Below are 17,626 nucleotides of genomic sequence, written 5' to 3'. Positions count from 1 at the left end.
CTTTAAACGCGCTTAATTAGCCCGCATTATAGTTTACACACCGTTTTGTGTTAAACTTCGCCGCCGAGCATGTCCTCGAGTGTATTTAGTAGTGTTATCCATTGCGTTGTTATAACCCTTGTAACTTAGGTATTTTAACCCATGACTGCATTTTCAAATCATCAAATTGTGTTAACCGCTATCGGCGAAGACAGGCCGGGTATTGTCAGTGAGCTTACGCAATTAGTCAGCGACTGCCACTGTAATATTATAGACAGCCGCATTGCCATTTTAGGCTGTGAGTTTACCTTTATAATGTTATTGCATGGTGACATGTCGGCCATAAGCCGCATTGAACACGTGTTACCAACCAAGGCAATGGAACTTGGCCTGCTAACCATGATGAAACGCACTACAAGCCATACCCCTGGCGAGTTTTGTGCCGGCTACACGCTCGAATACACAGGTATAGACACCCCGGGCACACTAAGCAAAGTGACACGCTTTTTTGCCGATAACCACATCAGCATTTGTTCTTTAAAGTCAGATACTTTTAACGAAGAAACTGACACAAAAATGCGCTGTGAAGTAGAATTTAATATCCCAATAGATGTAGACATAGATAAATTTAAAATTAGTTTTGAGAGCCTTTCTCATACCCTAAACGTAGATTATATTTTTAAACGCATTCGTTAAGGAAATAGCATGAACACAATTAGTCCATTACAAGCTGGTGATACAGCACCCGCTTTTAGCTTACAAAACCAAAACGACGAAACAATCACTTTAAGTGAATTGTTAAAAGAGCAACAAGTACTTGTGTACTTTTACCCTAAAGCTTCTACTCCGGGTTGTACCGTACAAGCAGAAAACCTGCGCGACCAACAAGACGAGCTTGCTAAATTTAACACGCGTGTTGTAGGCATTAGCCCCGATCCAATTAAGCGCCTTAAAAACTTTGAAACTAAAAAAGAGCTTAACTTTGATTTATTAGCCGATGAAGATCACGCCATTGCAGAAGCATTTGGTGTATGGGGTTACAAAAAATTTATGGGTAAAGAATACGATGGTATTCACCGCCTAACATTTTTAGTAGGCCAAGACGGTAAAATTAAACACTTATTTGATAAATTTAAAACCAAAGATCATCATCAAGTGGTGCTTGATTATTTGGCAGCAGAATAAGCTAGCTAATTACTACCAAAAAAAATACATAAAGCGTTGCCCTAGAGCAGCGCTTTTTTATGTTATTTACTAAATATCTTGGTTAAATAAAGTATCTTCGAGAGATAAATAAACAGTTGCTAGTTTTGAATTTGAAGTTACAGTTTGTCCCTTTTTGTTTTCACCAATACGCTCTATTAGGTTACTTATTTATGAGACAAGAATTAAGAACTAAAATCATTGAAGTGTGTGATAAAAAAATTGCCAGTAAAGGTGATAATGTAGGCCTGTCTTTCTATGCTTTTTTTGCTAATAAAAACAACAATCCTGAACTTTTAATGGAAGCAGCGACTTGGTGGATTCAAACCCATCAATTAGATCACTTTGTAAAAGCTCATAAAATAAAACAAATGGTGCTGGATAATTTATAAGCCCCAAGTGCTCATATTCCATGTGCATAATGCTTTAAGCAACAATTAAAAGCGCGAATTAAAGCTTCTAAATACAGCGATATGTTCTACTGTAAAAGTTTTATACGGTTACTTTTTCTCGCATATTATTCTCTATGGATAGACTTTCACGATACTCGGCAGCTTCTGCTTTCAACGTCCAATGAACATCTAAAATACCATTAACCTCTACCGCTTGCTTCACTTCAGATATCGTTGTTTTAAAGAACTCTTTCCTTGAGTTAACCTTATTCACGGAGCATAAATCGAAACGACGATGAAGTTCTTTTTCCAAGGTTGGTGCGTCTTCACTAAATATCATTGCATGAACATCAAAAGAAAATGGAACCGATGCATCACCAAGCTCCTTAACACGGTCCATGGGTTCTAACCTTCTCGTCATACCTATTTTAAATACCTCTTCACCAAAACTGCCGATGTTACTGATAACATAAACATGACCACGTCTAGTCTGTTGTGCCATTGATAGCGCACGCTGCCCTTTTTCTTCGGCTTCTTTTAATTGATTTTCTAAATCATACAGTTTTGCTTCGTAATCGGCCTTTTGCTCATCGTTAGCAGCTAAAAGCTCTTCTCTAACTTTTTTTAGTGCTTTTTGAATTAATCGCTCTTCTTTCTCGGCTTCTTTTTTTGCTTTTTCTATATCTCGTAGAGCCTTTTCTTCTTCACGAATTTGCGCTCGAATTTCGGCCTGCTCTTCTCGCTCAATTCTTTTAAGTTCACTCGCGGCTACCGCCCACTTAAGCTCTGTTAAACGTGCGTTTAAATACTTTTCATTAATCCGAGCTTTTCGAAACGGTACACCATTGTGATTTACTAGTGCAAAGGCATCTAAAATTTCTTGGTTTATCTTTCCAAAGTTGTCGTGTTTTACCTTTGACAATGCACTATCTACTTTGCCGTTAAATGCATCAACCACAAAATGTATTGCGTAAGTTTTTCTATGCTGCTCAACATAATCGCAATCACCTGCAAAACCATCTTTAACCATTTGACGGATATTTTGCCGTATCAATTTCAACTCGGCGCCAGCCTCTTTATGGCTAAATTCATCAGCTAAGTCATCTAAAACTGAGTGATTTGGGATTATATAATCATCTTTATACCCATCTATAGTGTTTCGCATAGCTTTAATTGCTTGCTCATAGATATCAGCTTTCTCTTTTGCTTCATAAGCGTCACCTGCGATTTCTTTAGCTTGCTGAGCTGCAAATAATGTAATTCGGTCAGCTTCTTGATTTGCATCGAAACGAATTTTTTCAGCTTTTTCTTTTGCTTCTTTAAGCTTTTGTTTCCCTTCAGCTTTGTACCCTTTCAGTGTTTCTCTAGTATTAGCAGCTTCTGTTTCAATGTCATTTGCTAAATTCATTGCATTATTTTTGATAGTCTCTGCTTTCAACTCAGCTTCTTCTAAAAGGTCTTTAATATAGTTTTCTGCTTGAATAATTGGGCTGTATTTATCAAGTAGCTCTTTATTTTTCATTGATGTGTTCTTAACTTCTGCTCTTAACACATCAAGCTTATCATTCAATGAATCTATATTTTTATTAGATTGCTGTTTTAGATTTTTAATCATGCTGTACCAACTAAAACAAATGATTAAAACTAAAAATGCGAGTATTGAAATAAGAAGCTCCATGTCTAAATCCTTTTATTAAACTTACTACAAACCGTAACACAGTCTCCTAATTTTATTTAAACTTAAATGGCTAAACACCAACCTATTTGATAAAAACATATTAAGAACAAAATATCAGGATTTAAATTTGAAAAAAGCAGTTAGGTTTAAAGCGTATTTAGTGGCTTTGATCACATGTATTATTGGGTTTCAGTTTTCGACGGCAAGTAATCAGTTTTATACAAACCCGTTTTATATTGGCGGTTTTATTTTTGCAATCGTACTGGTTGTGAATGTTATTAATTACTTCTGCCCAAAGTGTAAGAAAAACCAAGTAATGCAATCGGCTACAAGCTATCGCCTGCCAACAAGTAAGTGCTATCACTGCGGGGAAAAAATTAACTAGCCTTGTCGGATGGCGTTTCGTTTATTCGACCTACGTGTTTAATTAATAAATTATGAGGTTTGGTATCAAAGGGATGGAGTGAGCATTAGGGTTGTAGTGTAGTGTTGGGTTTCGTTTCACTGAACCCAACCTTGTATCTACGTAATATAAATTAACGCCGAGCAGCTTATCGCATTACATACTTACAGCTGCCCTTGCGCTTTAACTAATCCCTAAATACTTATGCACTTGGATTGATAAGCGCCAGTTTTTGGCAATACAGGTATCGATGGCTAATTTGGTTGCTGATACTTTTTGACTAATTGGCTGTAAGTAAACAAGCTTGGGGTTAACGCCTGTTTTAACAAATAACGCTTCTAGCTCTTCTACGTGCTTTTGCATGGCAACAGGGTGCTTAATTTCGTTAGCGCGCTTCATGGCGCTGGTAAGTACTTCATAACCGCCGCGCATGTTTATCTTTGGCGATACTGTCACCCATGTTTGCTCAGGGGCAAGTATTTCAAACGTGCCGCTGGTCTCTATTTGCGTCGTAAAACCGTTATCGTGTAATAAGTCACATACTGGGTTTAAATCAAACATGCATGGCTCGCCGCCGGTAATTACTACGTGCTTTGCGGTATAACCACGTGATTTAAATAACGCGAGTACTTGTTCTGCGCTGGCATCGGCCCAATGATCTGAGTCGGCTTTTTTTTCTACGGTTTCATCAAGTGATACTTTGTATACATTGTCTACATCCCAGGTTTGTTTAGTATCACACCACGAGCAACCGACTGGGCAGCCTTGCAGGCGCAAAAATATTGAGGGTGTGCCAGTAAAACTTGCTTCACCTTGGATGGTTTCAAACACTTCATTAATTTTGTACAAAAGAGATCTCACTTACTACCTAGTAGCCAAATTGCTACTATTAAAGACGAAAAAGCGCTGTGCAAAAATTGTTATTTAAGCTGCGGCCGTGTAGTATATCGCGCCCTGATATAAACCTCTATTAAAACTAAGAGCAAAACAGATATGACGCAAAAAGTAGTTGTTATTTATTCCGGCGGTATGGACTCATTTACCGTATTAAATAAAGCCCTGCAGCAAGGCCATGATGTATATGCCCTTTCGTTTGACTATGGTCAGCGTCATGTAAAAGAGCTTAAAGTGGCTGCACAAGTGTGTGAAAAACTTAATGTTCCGCACAAAATTGTGGATATTTCGGCTATCAATCAGCTTATTGGTGGTTCGTCGTTAACCGATAACATTGACGTGCCAGAAGGCCATTACGAAGAAGAAAGCATGAAGAGCACGATTGTGCCAAATCGTAATATGATTTTGCTCTCGCTTGCAGTTGGTTACGCGGTATCACTTAAAGCAAGCCAAGTTTATTACGGTGCTCATTCTGGGGATCATGCTATTTACCCCGATTGCCGTCCTGAATTTGTGCAAAAAATGGATGATGTATGTCGTATTGCAAACTACGATGCAGTAGAAATTTTTAGCCCGTATTTAAATAATACCAAAATTGATATTTTAACCGATGGCATAAAAATGGGTTTAGATTACAGCCAAACATGGACGTGCTATAACGGCCGTGAAAAGGCCTGTGGTAAGTGCGGTGCGTGCCAAGAACGTTTAGAAGCATTTGCACTTAATAATATTACAGACCCATTAGAATACGAATAAGCAACAAATAAATAGTTATTTAGGTTTAAATAAAAAAGGCTATGTTACGTAGCCTTTTTTATTGCATAGCATTTAATTACACGGCGTATAATTAAAAATTACAACCAGCGCCTTACGCGTGCTTTGTAGGCAGTAAATTCTTCACCAAATAATTTAGTAAGCGCGCGTTCTTCTGGCATTATTTGAAACAACGTTAAATAACCAATAAAGCCAACAACACCTAGCATTGCCCAAACCGAACTTAACCACACACCCCACCCAGCTAAAATAAATGCAAACCCTAAATACATTGGGTTACGTGAAATACGGTAAATACCGCTGGTAACTAGTTTTGATGCCTGTTCTGGTTTACTGGGATTCACTGTGGTTTTGGCTAACTTAAAGCTCACTACACCTGCAACACAGCTTGCACACCCAATAATAACTAAACTTGCCGCTAAATAGGCAACAAACACAGTGAAGTCAATGACACTGTAATGCGCTATGAGCGCCATAATGCCTGCAAAAAATAGAACAACGATAACGGGGGGGATTTTATTATTTAGCATAATAACTCACTGATAAAATTAGTTTATAAAATAATATGTTAATAACTATATGGCGATTAATTTAATATTAAACAACCCTGTTACTGTATAAAGTATGAACACCACACGTAAGTATTTGTGTATACGTATTTAGCCACAGTATTAAGCGGTTAATTTCACCGTACAGCTCTTTACAAATAAAGTTACAATTGTCAGCTTTAACTAAAGTGGGGAAAGCGTATACTTTAATAAATAAAATTAAAAAGGAATATAGTTATGTCTGGTACTACGATGATTGTACTTATTGTGCTTATATCTGTGGGTTCGGGTGTGGTTTACGATATGTATAAAAAGCATTTAGAGTTTAAACATAAAATGCAAAACAACAATAGCGACGCTCATAAACAACTTGCCGAAACTAAAGCAGAAGTGGTTGCACTAAGAGAACGTGTACAAACGCTTGAAGCTATTGTGACTGACTCAAGCTTTAACGTTAAACAAGAAATCAATAAACTGTAAGCGTTATTAAACGCTTACTCGTTCGCTAAATTTATTAAAGGTAATTTGGATATAGATGGGCATTTTCTGGTTGCTCTATTCCATGGGCTGCTAAAAACCCACCTATAGCTTGTCCACACCCTTGAGGGGCACGCCCACTGTCTATTTCAAAGTTTAATTGATTGGCTTCTTGCTTACCCATTGAGCACAAATCAACTGTACTGGGGGAACGCATTGCAATACTTAACTTACCAATGTTCTCTACTGCCACGTTTTTACTAAATCGGGCAAACCCTTGATATTTAAATTGCTCGCTCACATAGTCATTGCTCGTGTTAACTAAAGCGGTGATAAAACCGTGTAAAAAATGGTTACTTGACGACCCTGTAGTTAAAAACGCGATGGATTTATTGTTAAACTCGCTTAACTGAGCACCATTACAATGCAATTTTACTGTATACAAATGTTGTTCGTCAGTAATGGCTTGATAACCTGTTAGTTCAACAGCCGAATCAGCAAACACAATGCGGCTCACCAAATCGGTAATATTATCGCTATGGTGCGTGTGTAAAACTAACTCTGGGTTTTGCGCCATGACGGGTAAATCGTGATGGTTATTAAACGGTGTGCTTATTGCACCATTTTGTTTTAACTGGAATAACTCTCTCACTTCGTGCTCACGCGCCACTTTTAAAGCCAAAAAAGCGGTTTGAATAAGTTCTGACGTAGGTAAGTTTTCTTCTACAATCCAGCGTCTACCAAAAAGCAGTTTTTTTGCTTTGTCGGTATTTTGATGACCGCTTTTTTTGTAGTTGTCGGGGCTGAGTACCGCAACTTGAAGGTATATCTCATCACCTTTTTGAGCGGCAAGCACCCTAAAATGCGCCGAAAACTCAATACTTTCGAGCACTTCGTTCACACTTTCAAGCGTATGTTTGTAACGTAAAAAATGCTGTGGAACTATCCAATTATTATTCGCTAATTGCACAAGCGGCGCATACGGGATTGGCTGCTCGTAACTATGTTGCCATTTTTTGTCGTTACTGAGTAACGTATTTAGGTGACTATTTTTATCTGACATAAATAAACCAAATAAACTCGCACTGGGCAAGATATTAACTGTGTTTACATTACGTGTTTTGTTATGTAATTAGATCACAGCCGCCCGACAAAATTGGGCTTTTTTAACTATCGTAAAGGCTTTGATAGTCGCTTATAACTTTTTGATAATAAAGCTCATCTTTATTGAGTATTTTATTATAATGATTTAATAGTCGTTGAATGTAAGCCGTATGCTGTTTATCATTTAAGTCCCACATGGCATCACCTGTTTTACTCACCGGTTGGCTGCTTTTAAAGCTAACCTCTAGGAGTTCATAAACACGGTTTTTGTCACTAATAATTTGCTCGCTATGCAAACCCAAATTAAGCGTGTGTAAACCACTGCGCAGTAAATAAGTATGGTGAATTGGGCATAAAATAAAACGCACATGCTGTAAACGCTCTGGTGAGTTATTCGCTATTATTTGCTTCACCAAACGCAGCGCTAATTCACCACCAATACCGGCTATAACAACGACCTGATTTTTTACATCATCCAGCTTTATACTTCCAACGTCCTGACACAAGACCTGCCATTCTGGCTTTTTATTACCAGGCACCCTAAATTTTTTATTATTGGTTAATCGCGCTTCTAAATCGGTCATCACATTAGGCAAAATATCAACAAACATGACCTTGTCGGCAGCTGAGCGCTTCAACAAAGCCATACCTAAATAGCCATGATCGCAGCAACAATCCCAAATAGTGTTTTGCTGGCGTGTTATAAGCGCATCAATCGCAGTCAGTCGTTTACTGAGTTTCATTTAATCAGGCGAATGTGACATTTTATAGACGAGCGCTTTTAAACTTTTATCACTGTCTATTTCAATAAAGCGGTCGGTGGGTGCAAGGCGTTCTACGAATGTAATCGCACCTTGTGTGTGCTCGTCAATCAGGGCTTTAAATGCATCCTCTGAGAGCTCGGGGCTATTGGCGCATAAAAGCAATTTTGTTGTTTGATTAAGTAACTCTGGGAGCCTGCGAAGCACTTTTTGGTAGTCTTTAGTTAAAATAAAGCTGCCTTTTTGAAAACTTGGCGGATCGACAATAATTAAATCAAACGGGGCTGCTTTTTTTAATTTACCAAAGGACTTTAAAATATCGTGAGGTAAGTAACTCACCCCTTTGTCAAAACCATTTAACTGGTGGTTTTGCTTACCTACTTTGAGTACCCCTTTACTCATATCCATATTCATTACATGATCGGCACCGCCTTGCATTGCTGCTAACGAAAAACCGCACGTGTACGAAAATAAATTAAGTACTTTGCCATGCTTACTATTAGCCATTACAAACTCGCGGCCGCTTCGCATATCGGGAAAAATCCCTGTATTTTGGCGGCTTTGCAAATCGACTAAAAAACGAATTCCGTTTTCGGTTACTGTATGCTTATTAGGGAGCGTTCCAAACATGACTGTGTTTTGGCTTTGCACACCCGCGCGTTGCTGATAAACAAGCGAGGTAATTAATTCTGGGTGGTGTGCTTGCACCCATTGCCAAAGCGTTTCGGTTAACTGATGAAGCGTTTTTTCGTCTATCTCATCGTACGATACTAAAAATAAGCTTGGTGGATAAAAATCTAAATTTAAGTGGCTTAATGCCTCAATACTATGGCCTCGCCCGTGAAAAACACGACACAATTCGTTATTTAAAATAGGGGCGCTTTCAAGTGCCGTAATTAGAGGCGTAAAATTTGTAGTCATTTTTTAATTAATCAACTGTTGTTGTAGTTCGTGTATTTCGTCGCGCACAGAGCCTGCTTTCTCAAATTCTAAGTTGCTCGCATACGCGTGCATTTTAGTTTCAAGTTGCTTAATTTGCGTTGCAATTTCTTTCGCGCTAAGTACCTTTTTAGATTCTTTGCGAATAAGCTGAAGGTTATCTTTAGGGCCAGCCTCTTCACCAACATCCATCACATCAAGAATCTTTTTAGCCAATGCACGTGGCTCTATGCCGTTGTCTAAATTGTATTGATGCTGAATTTCGCGTCTGCGGCTTGTCTCATCTATTGCTTTTGCCATTGATTTTGTGACTTTATCGCCATATAAAATAGCACGCCCATCTAAATGACGCGCAGCACGACCAATGGTCTGAATAAGCGAACGGGCTGAGCGTAAAAAGCCTTCTTTGTCGGCATCAAGTATGGCAACCAATGCCACTTCTGGCATGTCTAAGCCTTCCCTTAGTAAGTTAATACCCACTAACACATCGAATACACCGGCGCGTAAGTCTCGAATTATTTCTACCCGCTCTACGGTATCGATGTCTGAATGCAGGTAGCGCACTTTTACGCCATGTTCGCTTAAATAATCGGTTAAATCTTCTGACATGCGTTTAGTAAGCGTAGTAACCAATACTCGTTCACCTTTTTCAACGCATTGATATATTTCTGAGAGTAAGTCATCAACTTGGTCGCCAACGGGTCTCACTTCAATAAGTGGGTCTAAAAGCCCTGTTGGACGAATAATTTGCTCTGCAACTTCCCCACCACTTCGCTCCATTTCAAAGTCGCCAGGCGTTGCAGATACATAAATGGTTTGCGGTGCAATGGCTTCAAACTCTTCAAACCTAAGGGGTCGGTTATCCATAGCTGAGGGCATTCTAAAACCATACTCTACAAGGTTTTCTTTACGGCTTCTGTCGCCTTTATACATAGCGCCAATTTGCGATACCGTTACATGCGATTCATCAATAATCATTAATGCGTCATCAGGTAGATAATCAAGCAAGGTTGGCGGCGGATCGCCGGGGGTACGCCCCGATAAATAACGACTGTAGTTTTCTATTCCCGAGCAATAGCCCAACTCGGTCATCATTTCTATGTCGTACTGAGTACGCTGCGCAATGCGCTGCTCTTCTACTAATTTATTGGCACTGAGTAATTGAGCTCTTCTATCTTTTAGTTCAATTTTTATATTTTCGATTGCGCCAAGAATTTTCTCACGCGGAGTTACATAGTGCGTTTTAGGGTAAATAGTGGCGCGCACAATATGTTTTTCAACAGCGCCTGTTAGCGGGTCAAAAATACTTAAACGCTCTATCTCGTCGTCAAACATTTCTACTCGCACTGCATATGTTTCTGACTCTGCCGGGAATATGTCGACCACTTCGCCGCGAACTCGGTAAGTGCCACGGCTAAACTCTATGTCGTTACGGGTATATTGTATTTCGGCTAAACGGCGAAGCATATCGCGTTGATCAACTTTTTCGCCTACTTTTAAAAGCAACATCATTTTCATGTATGACTGGGGGTCACCCAATCCATAAATAGCCGAAACCGACGCAACAATAATAGTATCACGGCGTTCAAGTAATGCTTTGGTTGCGCTTAATCGCATCTGCTCAATGTGCTCATTGATGGATGCGTCTTTTTCAATAAAGGTATCGCTCGATACAACGTACGCTTCAGGCTGGTAGTAGTCGTAATAAGAAACAAAATATTCAACGGCATTTTTAGGAAAAAACTCTTTCATTTCACCATAAAGCTGCGCAGCCAACGTTTTGTTGTGCGCCATTATAATTGTCGGGCGGTTCAAATCGTTAATTATATTAGCCATGGTAAAGGTTTTCCCCGTACCTGTTGCCCCTAACAATGTTTGATGAGCAAGCCCGGCTTCTAAACCTTCACATAATTGCTTTATTGCAGTAGGTTGGTCCCCTGCTGGTTGAAACTGTGATTTTAACTGAAAATGATCGCTCAATTATTGCACTCCTGTAATGACTGACTGCTCAATGACTCAAGCTCTTTTATAAACCATTTATACGCTACAAATGCGGTAAATAAATTACCTACCGCCGCACCAATAAATAACCCCGTTAACCCTGCTAAATGACTGCCTAAGTAAGCAAACGGAACATAAAAAATAAATAAACGTATAATACTTAAAAACAATGCATTCATTGGTTTGTGCAAAGCATTAAACGATGAGTTTGATAATATAATCACACCTTGCAAACCATAACTTAGTGGTATGGTGTAAATAAAGAGCTTAATTACATCTATTACTGCCTGCTCTTTACCAAATATCTGGCTTATTACTCCAGAAAAAATAATCAGCAAAACGTAAATAATAAATTGCCAAATCATCACAAACTTCAACGTCCCTATGTATGCGTCTTTAACTCTACATAATTTTCCAGCACCGAAGTTTTGGCTTACAAATGGCGGGAGTGTCATTGATAAAGCAAGCACTAAAATACTTGCAATAGACTCTATTCTACTACCAACACCAAACGCGGCAACGGCCTCAGGACCATGATTAGCAACAAGTGCCGTCATTACCGCCATTGCAATTGGTGTAAGCATATTAGCACTTGCGGCCGGTACACCTATTTTTAATATTTTGCGGATTGACCCCATAACTGTTTGTGACCCAGCTTTTAAACTAAGTAACCGTTTTCTTGCTATTAAAATATATAAAATAATGACAACAGCCACAGCCCAGGCTATTACACTTGCAATGGCTGCGCCTTGTATACCCATTGCAGGTATAGGACCAAAACCGAATATAAGCATAGGGTCGAGTATTGCATTTATAAGCCCTGCACCTCCCATTACGATACTGGGAGTTTTAGTATCGCCACTGGCACGTAATACAGAGTTCCCAATCATGGGTGTGATTAAAAATACACTGCCAATAAACCACACATTCATGTATTCATGTATTAAAGGAAGCACCTGCTGTCCTGCGCCCAGTAACGTAAATACCGGGTCAATAAGTAAATAACCTATAAACGATAATATAAGCACCAACACAACAGCCACTAATATAGAGATGCTGGCGTCAAAACGAGCTTCATCTATTTTGTTGCTGCCTAACGCTTTGGCAATGACAGCTGAAGTGCCTATGCCTAAACCAATAGCTAAGCTAATTACGGTAAAGGTGACTGGAAAAGTAAAACTCACTGCAGCGAGAGGCTCTGTACCCAACAAGCTGATAAAGAAGGTATCAACTATATTAAACATCATTAACATGATCATGCCGAAGATCATCGGAACAGTCATTGTTTTCAACGTTGGCATAATGGGATCGTTAAGTAAATCTGGGCGAGTCTTCGTATTTGAAATTGCGCGCATGGAATAAATGGCCTCTTTTACTGAGTTGATCATTTTAAAGCATCAGGGCAATTCAAGCCACGGATTTATCACTACATTTTACACAGGCACACCCAATAAAAAGAGCGTATGGAGTAAACATCACTTTTTATACGTTTTTACTAAAACAAGGGCTTAATGCATCAAAAAACAATTAAGACACATTTTTGCTACTTTTATTACAAAACACACGGTTTACCTGTCGGTTTTTTACACAATTCGACACTTTGATTTATCGTAACGAAAAGTTACTCTCATCGAATAACACACTGCAAGCCTAAAACGCTAAGCTACTGTTTTTATTTAAAATAAAAATAATGATTTAAAAGCTTGAAATCGTTGTAGCACTCTAAAATACTGGTGCCGCTGATGTTCTTAAAGTTTCATAAACAGAGTTATCCACAGAAACCGTGGATAACTCATTCAAGGCCGCATTTATAAAGGCTTCAAGCGACATACATTTTACGTGCAGGTCTGACCAAATGAAGGATTTACATTTTAATGCTTTTGTAACCTTAGCCGACAAATTAACCTAGGTTAATATTTTTAAATTTCTGTAGCCCTGTGACCACGCATTTACGCATGCGTATGTAGTTACAAGTTATTGATTGTGTTATTTATGAACATGCAGGACTTTATTTATTTAAATGTTTACACTTCATAATTGCACACAATTAAACAACGTGTTTATCAGTAAAGTAATACCGAATAAAAAATACCCTAAAATTAATATTACAGAATTAATTAACTAATAGGCCTAAACAGTTAATTTTGTTTTTTGAGTTTTACGCGTAGTAAATCACTTTAACTTTGTATTTTATTTACTCAACCAACAGTACTAAACGATCACAAAAAGTTATTTTGTTAGTAACGGTTTTATAAAAATGCCAATGAAGTGCTTAAAACAAAGCTATAAAACACGCAGATTGCACATAAAAACAACGAATAAACCTCTTTTTTTAATTTATGACTTTTATATGTTGACACTTTGCAGCGCGGTCATTAATATTTCGCCCCGTTGAAAGGCAAGACGCTTCCCCCTTAGCTCAGTTGGTTAGAGCGACGGACTGTTAATCCGCAGGTCCCCCGTTCGAGTCGGGGAGGGGGAGCCAAGCTTTTTAACCATAAACGATTCCCCCTTAGCTCAGTTGGTTAGAGCGACGGACTGTTAATCCGCAGGTCCCCCGTTCGAGTCGGGGAGGGGGAGCCAAGTTTATGTATATGATGTAGTTCCCCCTTAGCTCAGTTGGTTAGAGCGACGGACTGTTAATCCGCAGGTCCCCCGTTCGAGTCGGGGAGGGGGAGCCAATATCATACAAGTCAAAATTTAGTTCCCCCTTAGCTCAGTTGGTTAGAGCGACGGACTGTTAATCCGCAGGTCCCCCGTTCGAGTCGGGGAGGGGGAGCCAATTCTAAGAATTCCATAGACATTTATTCCTATTTCCACTACCCTTCTACCCTAGAACTAAAACATTGATTAAAAACTATTAAATGTTGCATTTAGTTAAATAATCAAGGACTTGATTCCTTTCCTTCTGTAATACTTAAAAGATTGAAAAAAATGGCTGGATTTAAAAAACTTATTTTAATACAAATAATATCTTGGTTATTGTGTGTTGCAGCTGGAAGCTACTTTATTTCGGTCGGCTTCGACAATGCTGTCAGTGAAGCACAAAAAGATGCCCAAGTTACTGTAACTAAATATATAAATGAGCTTTCTATAGACGACATTTCTGCAGAGAACTTAAAAAAGTCAATTGCAAACGGCAACACCTTTTCAAACTTTACGCTTAGAGATTACCAAGGCGCTGAAATATTTAGTGTCAATTCGTCGTCAGAGCTACCAGCGTTCGCAGAGTTTATTCAATCTCAATTTAATTCTTTACGCCCACAATTTGCAGTAAACGATGCGGCAGACGTTAAAGTAGAGTTTACACTCAACATCCGACAGTTAGCCGAACAAGTTCAAACCGCCCTCTTTATAGTTATACTTATTTCTGCCGTGTTGGTGATCATCCCTATCATATTACTTAAGTCGATTTTTTATCAGCTTAATAAGAATATCAGCACCACCGTTTCTGACATCATTGATATATATATTAATCAAAACCAAATCGATAATGATCTGCAAACAGCCCTTGATAGCTCTAGCCTTAAAAAATTAGGCAAAGACTTGGTGCCCAGCTTTAATCGGTTATCGCATTTTTTAAAGTCGAAAAGCCAAGATATACAAAATGCAGCAATGAGCATAAAACAAGAAGCCTACAAAGATGTCATTACCTCTTTAGGTAACCGCAATATGTTTGTTGAGTATTACGAAAAACACATTGAAAATTGCGAGCAAAGTACGTTTGGTTCGTTAGCTATGGTGCGCTGTAGCGAGTTACAAGCAATTAACCAAAGCCGTGGCTACCAAAAAGGTGACGAGTACGTAAGGGGTGTTGCAGATATAATTAAACACTTAAGCGGTACTTATACAGGCAGCCAATTGTTTAGGCTAAACAGCTCAGACTTTGCAGTTATTTTACCTCACACACCGCTTAAAGAAGCTGAGCGTTTTGGTGAAAACTTACAGTCTCGTTTTACTCAATATCAACAAAACCAAGAACTAAGCTCTGTGGCTAATACCGGCATTGTGGGTTACGAAAAAGGCAAACCATTAGGCGAGCTACTTTCGGTGGTTGATAACGCAATGAGTATGGCCCAGTCTAAACAAACTAATGCATGGCATGTACAACGCGAAACCGACTTAGTTAATAATGTAAGCGCAGGCTTTGGTAACCAAAACTGGCGTAAAGTAATAAATGAAGTTATTGAGTCAAAACGTGTGCATTTAGTCATGCAAAATATAATGCCCCTGGGTAAAAGTATTAAGGCGTACGCCGAAATTCAGGTGAGATTTAAAACTGAAGATAACCAAATGCTTCCTACAGCGTCGTTTTTAGCTATGGCCGAAAAACTCGATATAGCAATTGAAATTGACCGCCTTATTATTGATTCATCGCTTGAAAAAGTAAAAAGCCGTAATTTATCTGAAAAGTTTTTTGGTTTAAATGTAACGGCCTCAAGTGCACATAACGACCAATTTGTCATTTGGTTAGAACGCCGCCTATTAAAAGATACTCACATTGCCTCTAAACTCGTTTTTGAAGTAAGCGAATTTGGTTTACAACAAAACATTAAAGCCAGTAAGCGCTTTATTGATATGATTCACCGAGTAGGTGCACGTATTACCGTTGAGCGATTTGGTGTTGGTTTAACGTCGTTCAAATTTTTCCGAGACCTAAAGCCTGACTTTATAAAAATGGATGCCAGTTACACTCGCGGCTTAGAGGACGATAAAAACAATCAATACTTTATGCGTTTAATGGTAGATCTAGCACACAGAATTGGGGTGAGTGTATTCGCCGAAGGTGTAGAGAGCCAAGAAGAAAAACACATAATAGAAACTTTGTGTTTAGATGGCGTACAAGGCTATTACATAGAAAAACCGAAAGATATTTAATTCCTCATTAAAAAAAGAGCACTCGTTGCTCTTTTTTGTTTATGTAACCACTTTAAATAACACCTACCCTATTTATAGCGATAACTTATATTAACGTACTTGATGTAGCGACCTATTTGGGGGCAATTAAATCTGGCCCACATTTAGCCAAACCATTTCATGTAATAACTCACTATTGAAATTTTAAAGCGGTTAACCTTAGGTTTAACCCTTCAAATTGATCAAGTATTTTGCTTATCAGTATTGGCCTATAGTGATCATTATGACTCTTGAATTAGTATCGATAAAGTCATCTTGTTAAAGCAAAAAACACATCTACATCATCGTATTATTACATCAGCACTGCTGCTGGTTAATTTAATAGTGATTATTTAAATGATAATCACTGCACATGTTGTTAATCAGGGCAGAAAAAAGGATAATACACGGGATTTTAAAAGCGCGAGGCTCGCATGACTGAATATGTATTGTTATTGATTGGAACCGTTCTAGTTAATAACTTTGTGTTAGTACAATTTTTAGGTTTATGTCCATTTATGGGTGTATCGGGGAAACTTGATACGGCAATTGGCATGTCTTTAGCTACCACCTTTGTACTCACACTTGCTTCAGTAACTAGTTACTTGGTGAACCAGTATATTTTAATCCCTTTGGATATAGAATTTTTACGCACCATGAGCTTTATACTAGTGATTGCTGTTGTGGTGCAATTTACCGAAATGGTGGTGCGTAAAACCAGCCCTACCCTTTATCGTTTACTCGGCATTTTTTTACCACTTATTACTACCAACTGTGCCGTACTAGGTGTTGCTTTGCTTAATATAAAAGAAGATCACTCTTTTTTACAATCAGCTGTATACGGTTTTGGCGCTGCTGTTGGGTTTTCGTTGGTGCTAGTATTATTTGCAGCACTTCGTGAACGCCTTGCCGCTGCTGATGTACCAACACCTTTTAAAGGTGCCTCAATTGCTATGATAACCGCCGGTTTGATGTCAATGGCGTTTATGGGTTTTACCGGATTAGTGAAATTTTAATATGACCTTGTTTTATGCCTTAATTGCGCTTGGCTCACTCGCGCTGGTTTTTGGGTTAATTTTAGGCTTTGCTGCAATACGCTTTCGCGTAGAAAGTAACCCTATTGTAGAGCAAATTGATACCATTTTACCACAAACACAATGTGGCCAATGTGGGTACCCGGGATGTCGCCCCTATGCTGAAGCCATCGCTAACGGCGATGAAATTAATAAGTGCCCGCCTGGCGGTGAAGCCACAATGAAAAAGCTTGCTGGCCTAATGGGCGTTGATGAAAAGCCACTGGCCGGCGGAGAGCAAGCCGAACCAATTAAAACCGTTGCATACATACGTGAAGATGAATGTATTGGCTGCACAAAATGTATTCAAGCATGCCCTGTAGACGCCATTGTCGGTGCTACTCGCCAAATGCATACCGTTTTAATCGACGAATGCACTGGTTGCGATTTATGTGTTGAGCCCTGCCCTGTAGATTGTATTGATATGCTGCCGGTTGCTGAAACAAAACAAAACTGGAAATGGCAGTTAGATGCTATTCCTGTTACCCAAATAGATTAGAGGTT

At 38.9% G+C, this 17,626-nt stretch carries 17 protein-coding genes and 4 tRNA genes; 13 read left to right on the top strand and 8 right to left on the bottom strand.

The features are described from left to right. Window positions 1-141: 141 nt before the first annotated feature. The 3 genes from ATS76_RS14895 to ATS76_RS14885 all read left to right on the top strand — a co-directional run bounded on the left by ATS76_RS14895 (window position 142) and on the right by ATS76_RS14885 (window position 1,574). Window positions 142-675 carry a glycine cleavage system protein R gene (locus ATS76_RS14895; protein WP_058404145.1) on the top strand — a complete coding sequence of 178 codons (534 nt, stop codon included), beginning with the start codon at window positions 142-144 and terminating at the stop codon, window positions 673-675. A 9-nt stretch (window positions 676-684) separates the two neighbouring features. Next, entirely contained in the window at window positions 685-1,164 is a 480-nt protein-coding gene (gene bcp, locus ATS76_RS14890; protein ID WP_058404144.1) for a thioredoxin-dependent thiol peroxidase, read from the top strand. A 191-nt stretch (window positions 1,165-1,355) separates the two neighbouring features. Then, complete coding sequence (locus ATS76_RS14885; protein WP_058552710.1) at window positions 1,356-1,574, top strand: DUF6500 family protein; 219 nt, start codon at window positions 1,356-1,358, stop codon at window positions 1,572-1,574. A gap of 100 nt (window positions 1,575-1,674) precedes the next feature. Here ATS76_RS14885 and ATS76_RS14880 read toward each other — a convergent pair whose 3' ends face one another. Next, on the bottom strand, window positions 1,675-3,252 hold the full coding sequence (locus tag ATS76_RS14880) for a DUF4041 domain-containing protein (RefSeq protein WP_058552709.1): 1,578 nt from the start codon (window positions 3,250-3,252) through the stop codon (window positions 1,675-1,677). A 127-nt stretch (window positions 3,253-3,379) separates the two neighbouring features. Here ATS76_RS14880 and ATS76_RS14875 point away from each other — a divergent pair, with 127 nt between their 5' ends. Next, the gene (locus ATS76_RS14875; protein WP_058552708.1) at window positions 3,380-3,637 is read left to right on the top strand and encodes a hypothetical protein; all 258 of its coding nucleotides are present in this window, start codon (window positions 3,380-3,382) and stop codon (window positions 3,635-3,637) included. Window positions 3,638-3,838: 201 nt separating this feature from the next. Here the strand turns inward: ATS76_RS14875 and queE are convergent, their stop codons facing one another. After that, on the bottom strand, window positions 3,839-4,504 hold the full coding sequence (gene queE, locus ATS76_RS14870; protein WP_058552707.1) for a 7-carboxy-7-deazaguanine synthase QueE: 666 nt from the start codon (window positions 4,502-4,504) through the stop codon (window positions 3,839-3,841). Window positions 4,505-4,648: 144 nt separating this feature from the next. Between queE and queC the strand changes: the two genes are divergently transcribed. Beyond that, a complete protein-coding gene (queC, locus tag ATS76_RS14865; protein ID WP_006792320.1) occupies window positions 4,649-5,305 on the top strand; it encodes a 7-cyano-7-deazaguanine synthase QueC in 657 nt (218 codons plus the stop codon). 98 nt (window positions 5,306-5,403) lie between these two features. On the opposite strand, the gene ATS76_RS14860 is transcribed toward queC, so the two are convergent. Beyond that, window positions 5,404-5,853, bottom strand: a complete 450-nt coding sequence (locus ATS76_RS14860; protein ID WP_058552706.1) for a methyltransferase family protein — start codon at window positions 5,851-5,853, stop codon at window positions 5,404-5,406. Between the two features lie 255 nt (window positions 5,854-6,108). On the opposite strand from ATS76_RS14860, the gene ATS76_RS14855 reads away from it, so the two are divergent. Further along, window positions 6,109-6,351, top strand: a complete 243-nt coding sequence (locus ATS76_RS14855) for a hypothetical protein (RefSeq protein ID WP_006792318.1) — start codon at window positions 6,109-6,111, stop codon at window positions 6,349-6,351. Window positions 6,352-6,385: 34 nt separating this feature from the next. Here ATS76_RS14855 and ATS76_RS14850 read toward each other — a convergent pair whose 3' ends face one another. From ATS76_RS14850 to ATS76_RS14830, 5 genes are all read right to left on the bottom strand, one after another. Next, on the bottom strand, window positions 6,386-7,411 hold the full coding sequence (locus ATS76_RS14850) for a hypothetical protein (RefSeq protein ID WP_058552705.1): 1,026 nt from the start codon (window positions 7,409-7,411) through the stop codon (window positions 6,386-6,388). Between the two features lie 103 nt (window positions 7,412-7,514). Then, the gene (locus ATS76_RS14845; protein ID WP_058552704.1) at window positions 7,515-8,195 is read right to left on the bottom strand and encodes a tRNA (adenine(22)-N(1))-methyltransferase TrmK; all 681 of its coding nucleotides are present in this window, start codon (window positions 8,193-8,195) and stop codon (window positions 7,515-7,517) included. Beyond that, window positions 8,196-9,134, bottom strand: coding sequence for a class I SAM-dependent methyltransferase (locus ATS76_RS14840; RefSeq protein WP_058552703.1), 939 nt, complete (start codon window positions 9,132-9,134; stop codon window positions 8,196-8,198). A 3-nt stretch (window positions 9,135-9,137) separates the two neighbouring features. Beyond that, a complete protein-coding gene (uvrB, locus tag ATS76_RS14835; RefSeq protein WP_058404136.1) occupies window positions 9,138-11,132 on the bottom strand; it encodes an excinuclease ABC subunit UvrB in 1,995 nt (664 codons plus the stop codon). Beyond that, on the bottom strand, window positions 11,129-12,508 hold the full coding sequence (locus ATS76_RS14830) for an MATE family efflux transporter (protein ID WP_058552702.1): 1,380 nt from the start codon (window positions 12,506-12,508) through the stop codon (window positions 11,129-11,131). Before ATS76_RS14830 ends, uvrB begins: the two co-directional genes overlap by 4 nt. 1,053 nt (window positions 12,509-13,561) lie before the next feature. Here ATS76_RS14830 and ATS76_RS14825 point away from each other — a divergent pair. From ATS76_RS14825 to rsxB, 7 genes are all read left to right on the top strand, one after another. Beyond that, window positions 13,562-13,638, top strand: a tRNA-Asn gene (locus ATS76_RS14825). Window positions 13,639-13,659: 21 nt separating this feature from the next. Continuing rightward, window positions 13,660-13,736 (top strand) — tRNA-Asn (locus ATS76_RS14820). Between the two features lie 21 nt (window positions 13,737-13,757). Continuing rightward, window positions 13,758-13,834, top strand: a tRNA-Asn gene (locus ATS76_RS14815). A 24-nt stretch (window positions 13,835-13,858) separates the two neighbouring features. Then, window positions 13,859-13,935: transfer RNA gene (locus ATS76_RS14810), tRNA-Asn, on the top strand. A 152-nt stretch (window positions 13,936-14,087) separates the two neighbouring features. After that, the gene (locus ATS76_RS14805; RefSeq protein WP_058552701.1) at window positions 14,088-16,031 is read left to right on the top strand and encodes an EAL domain-containing protein; all 1,944 of its coding nucleotides are present in this window, start codon (window positions 14,088-14,090) and stop codon (window positions 16,029-16,031) included. A 452-nt stretch (window positions 16,032-16,483) separates the two neighbouring features. Beyond that, the gene (rsxA, locus tag ATS76_RS14800; RefSeq protein ID WP_008134172.1) at window positions 16,484-17,065 is read left to right on the top strand and encodes an electron transport complex subunit RsxA; all 582 of its coding nucleotides are present in this window, start codon (window positions 16,484-16,486) and stop codon (window positions 17,063-17,065) included. A 1-nt stretch (window position 17,066) separates the two neighbouring features. Further along, window positions 17,067-17,621, top strand: coding sequence for an electron transport complex subunit RsxB (gene rsxB / locus ATS76_RS14795; RefSeq protein WP_006794774.1), 555 nt, complete (start codon window positions 17,067-17,069; stop codon window positions 17,619-17,621). The last annotated feature ends 5 nt before the right edge of the window (window positions 17,622-17,626 follow it).

Source organism: Pseudoalteromonas sp. 10-33 (genome assembly GCF_001469195.1).
Lineage (GTDB): Bacteria > Pseudomonadota > Gammaproteobacteria > Enterobacterales > Alteromonadaceae > Pseudoalteromonas.
The sequence above is the reverse complement of the archived record's forward strand: the minus strand, read 5'-3'. Positions and strand labels throughout refer to the sequence as shown.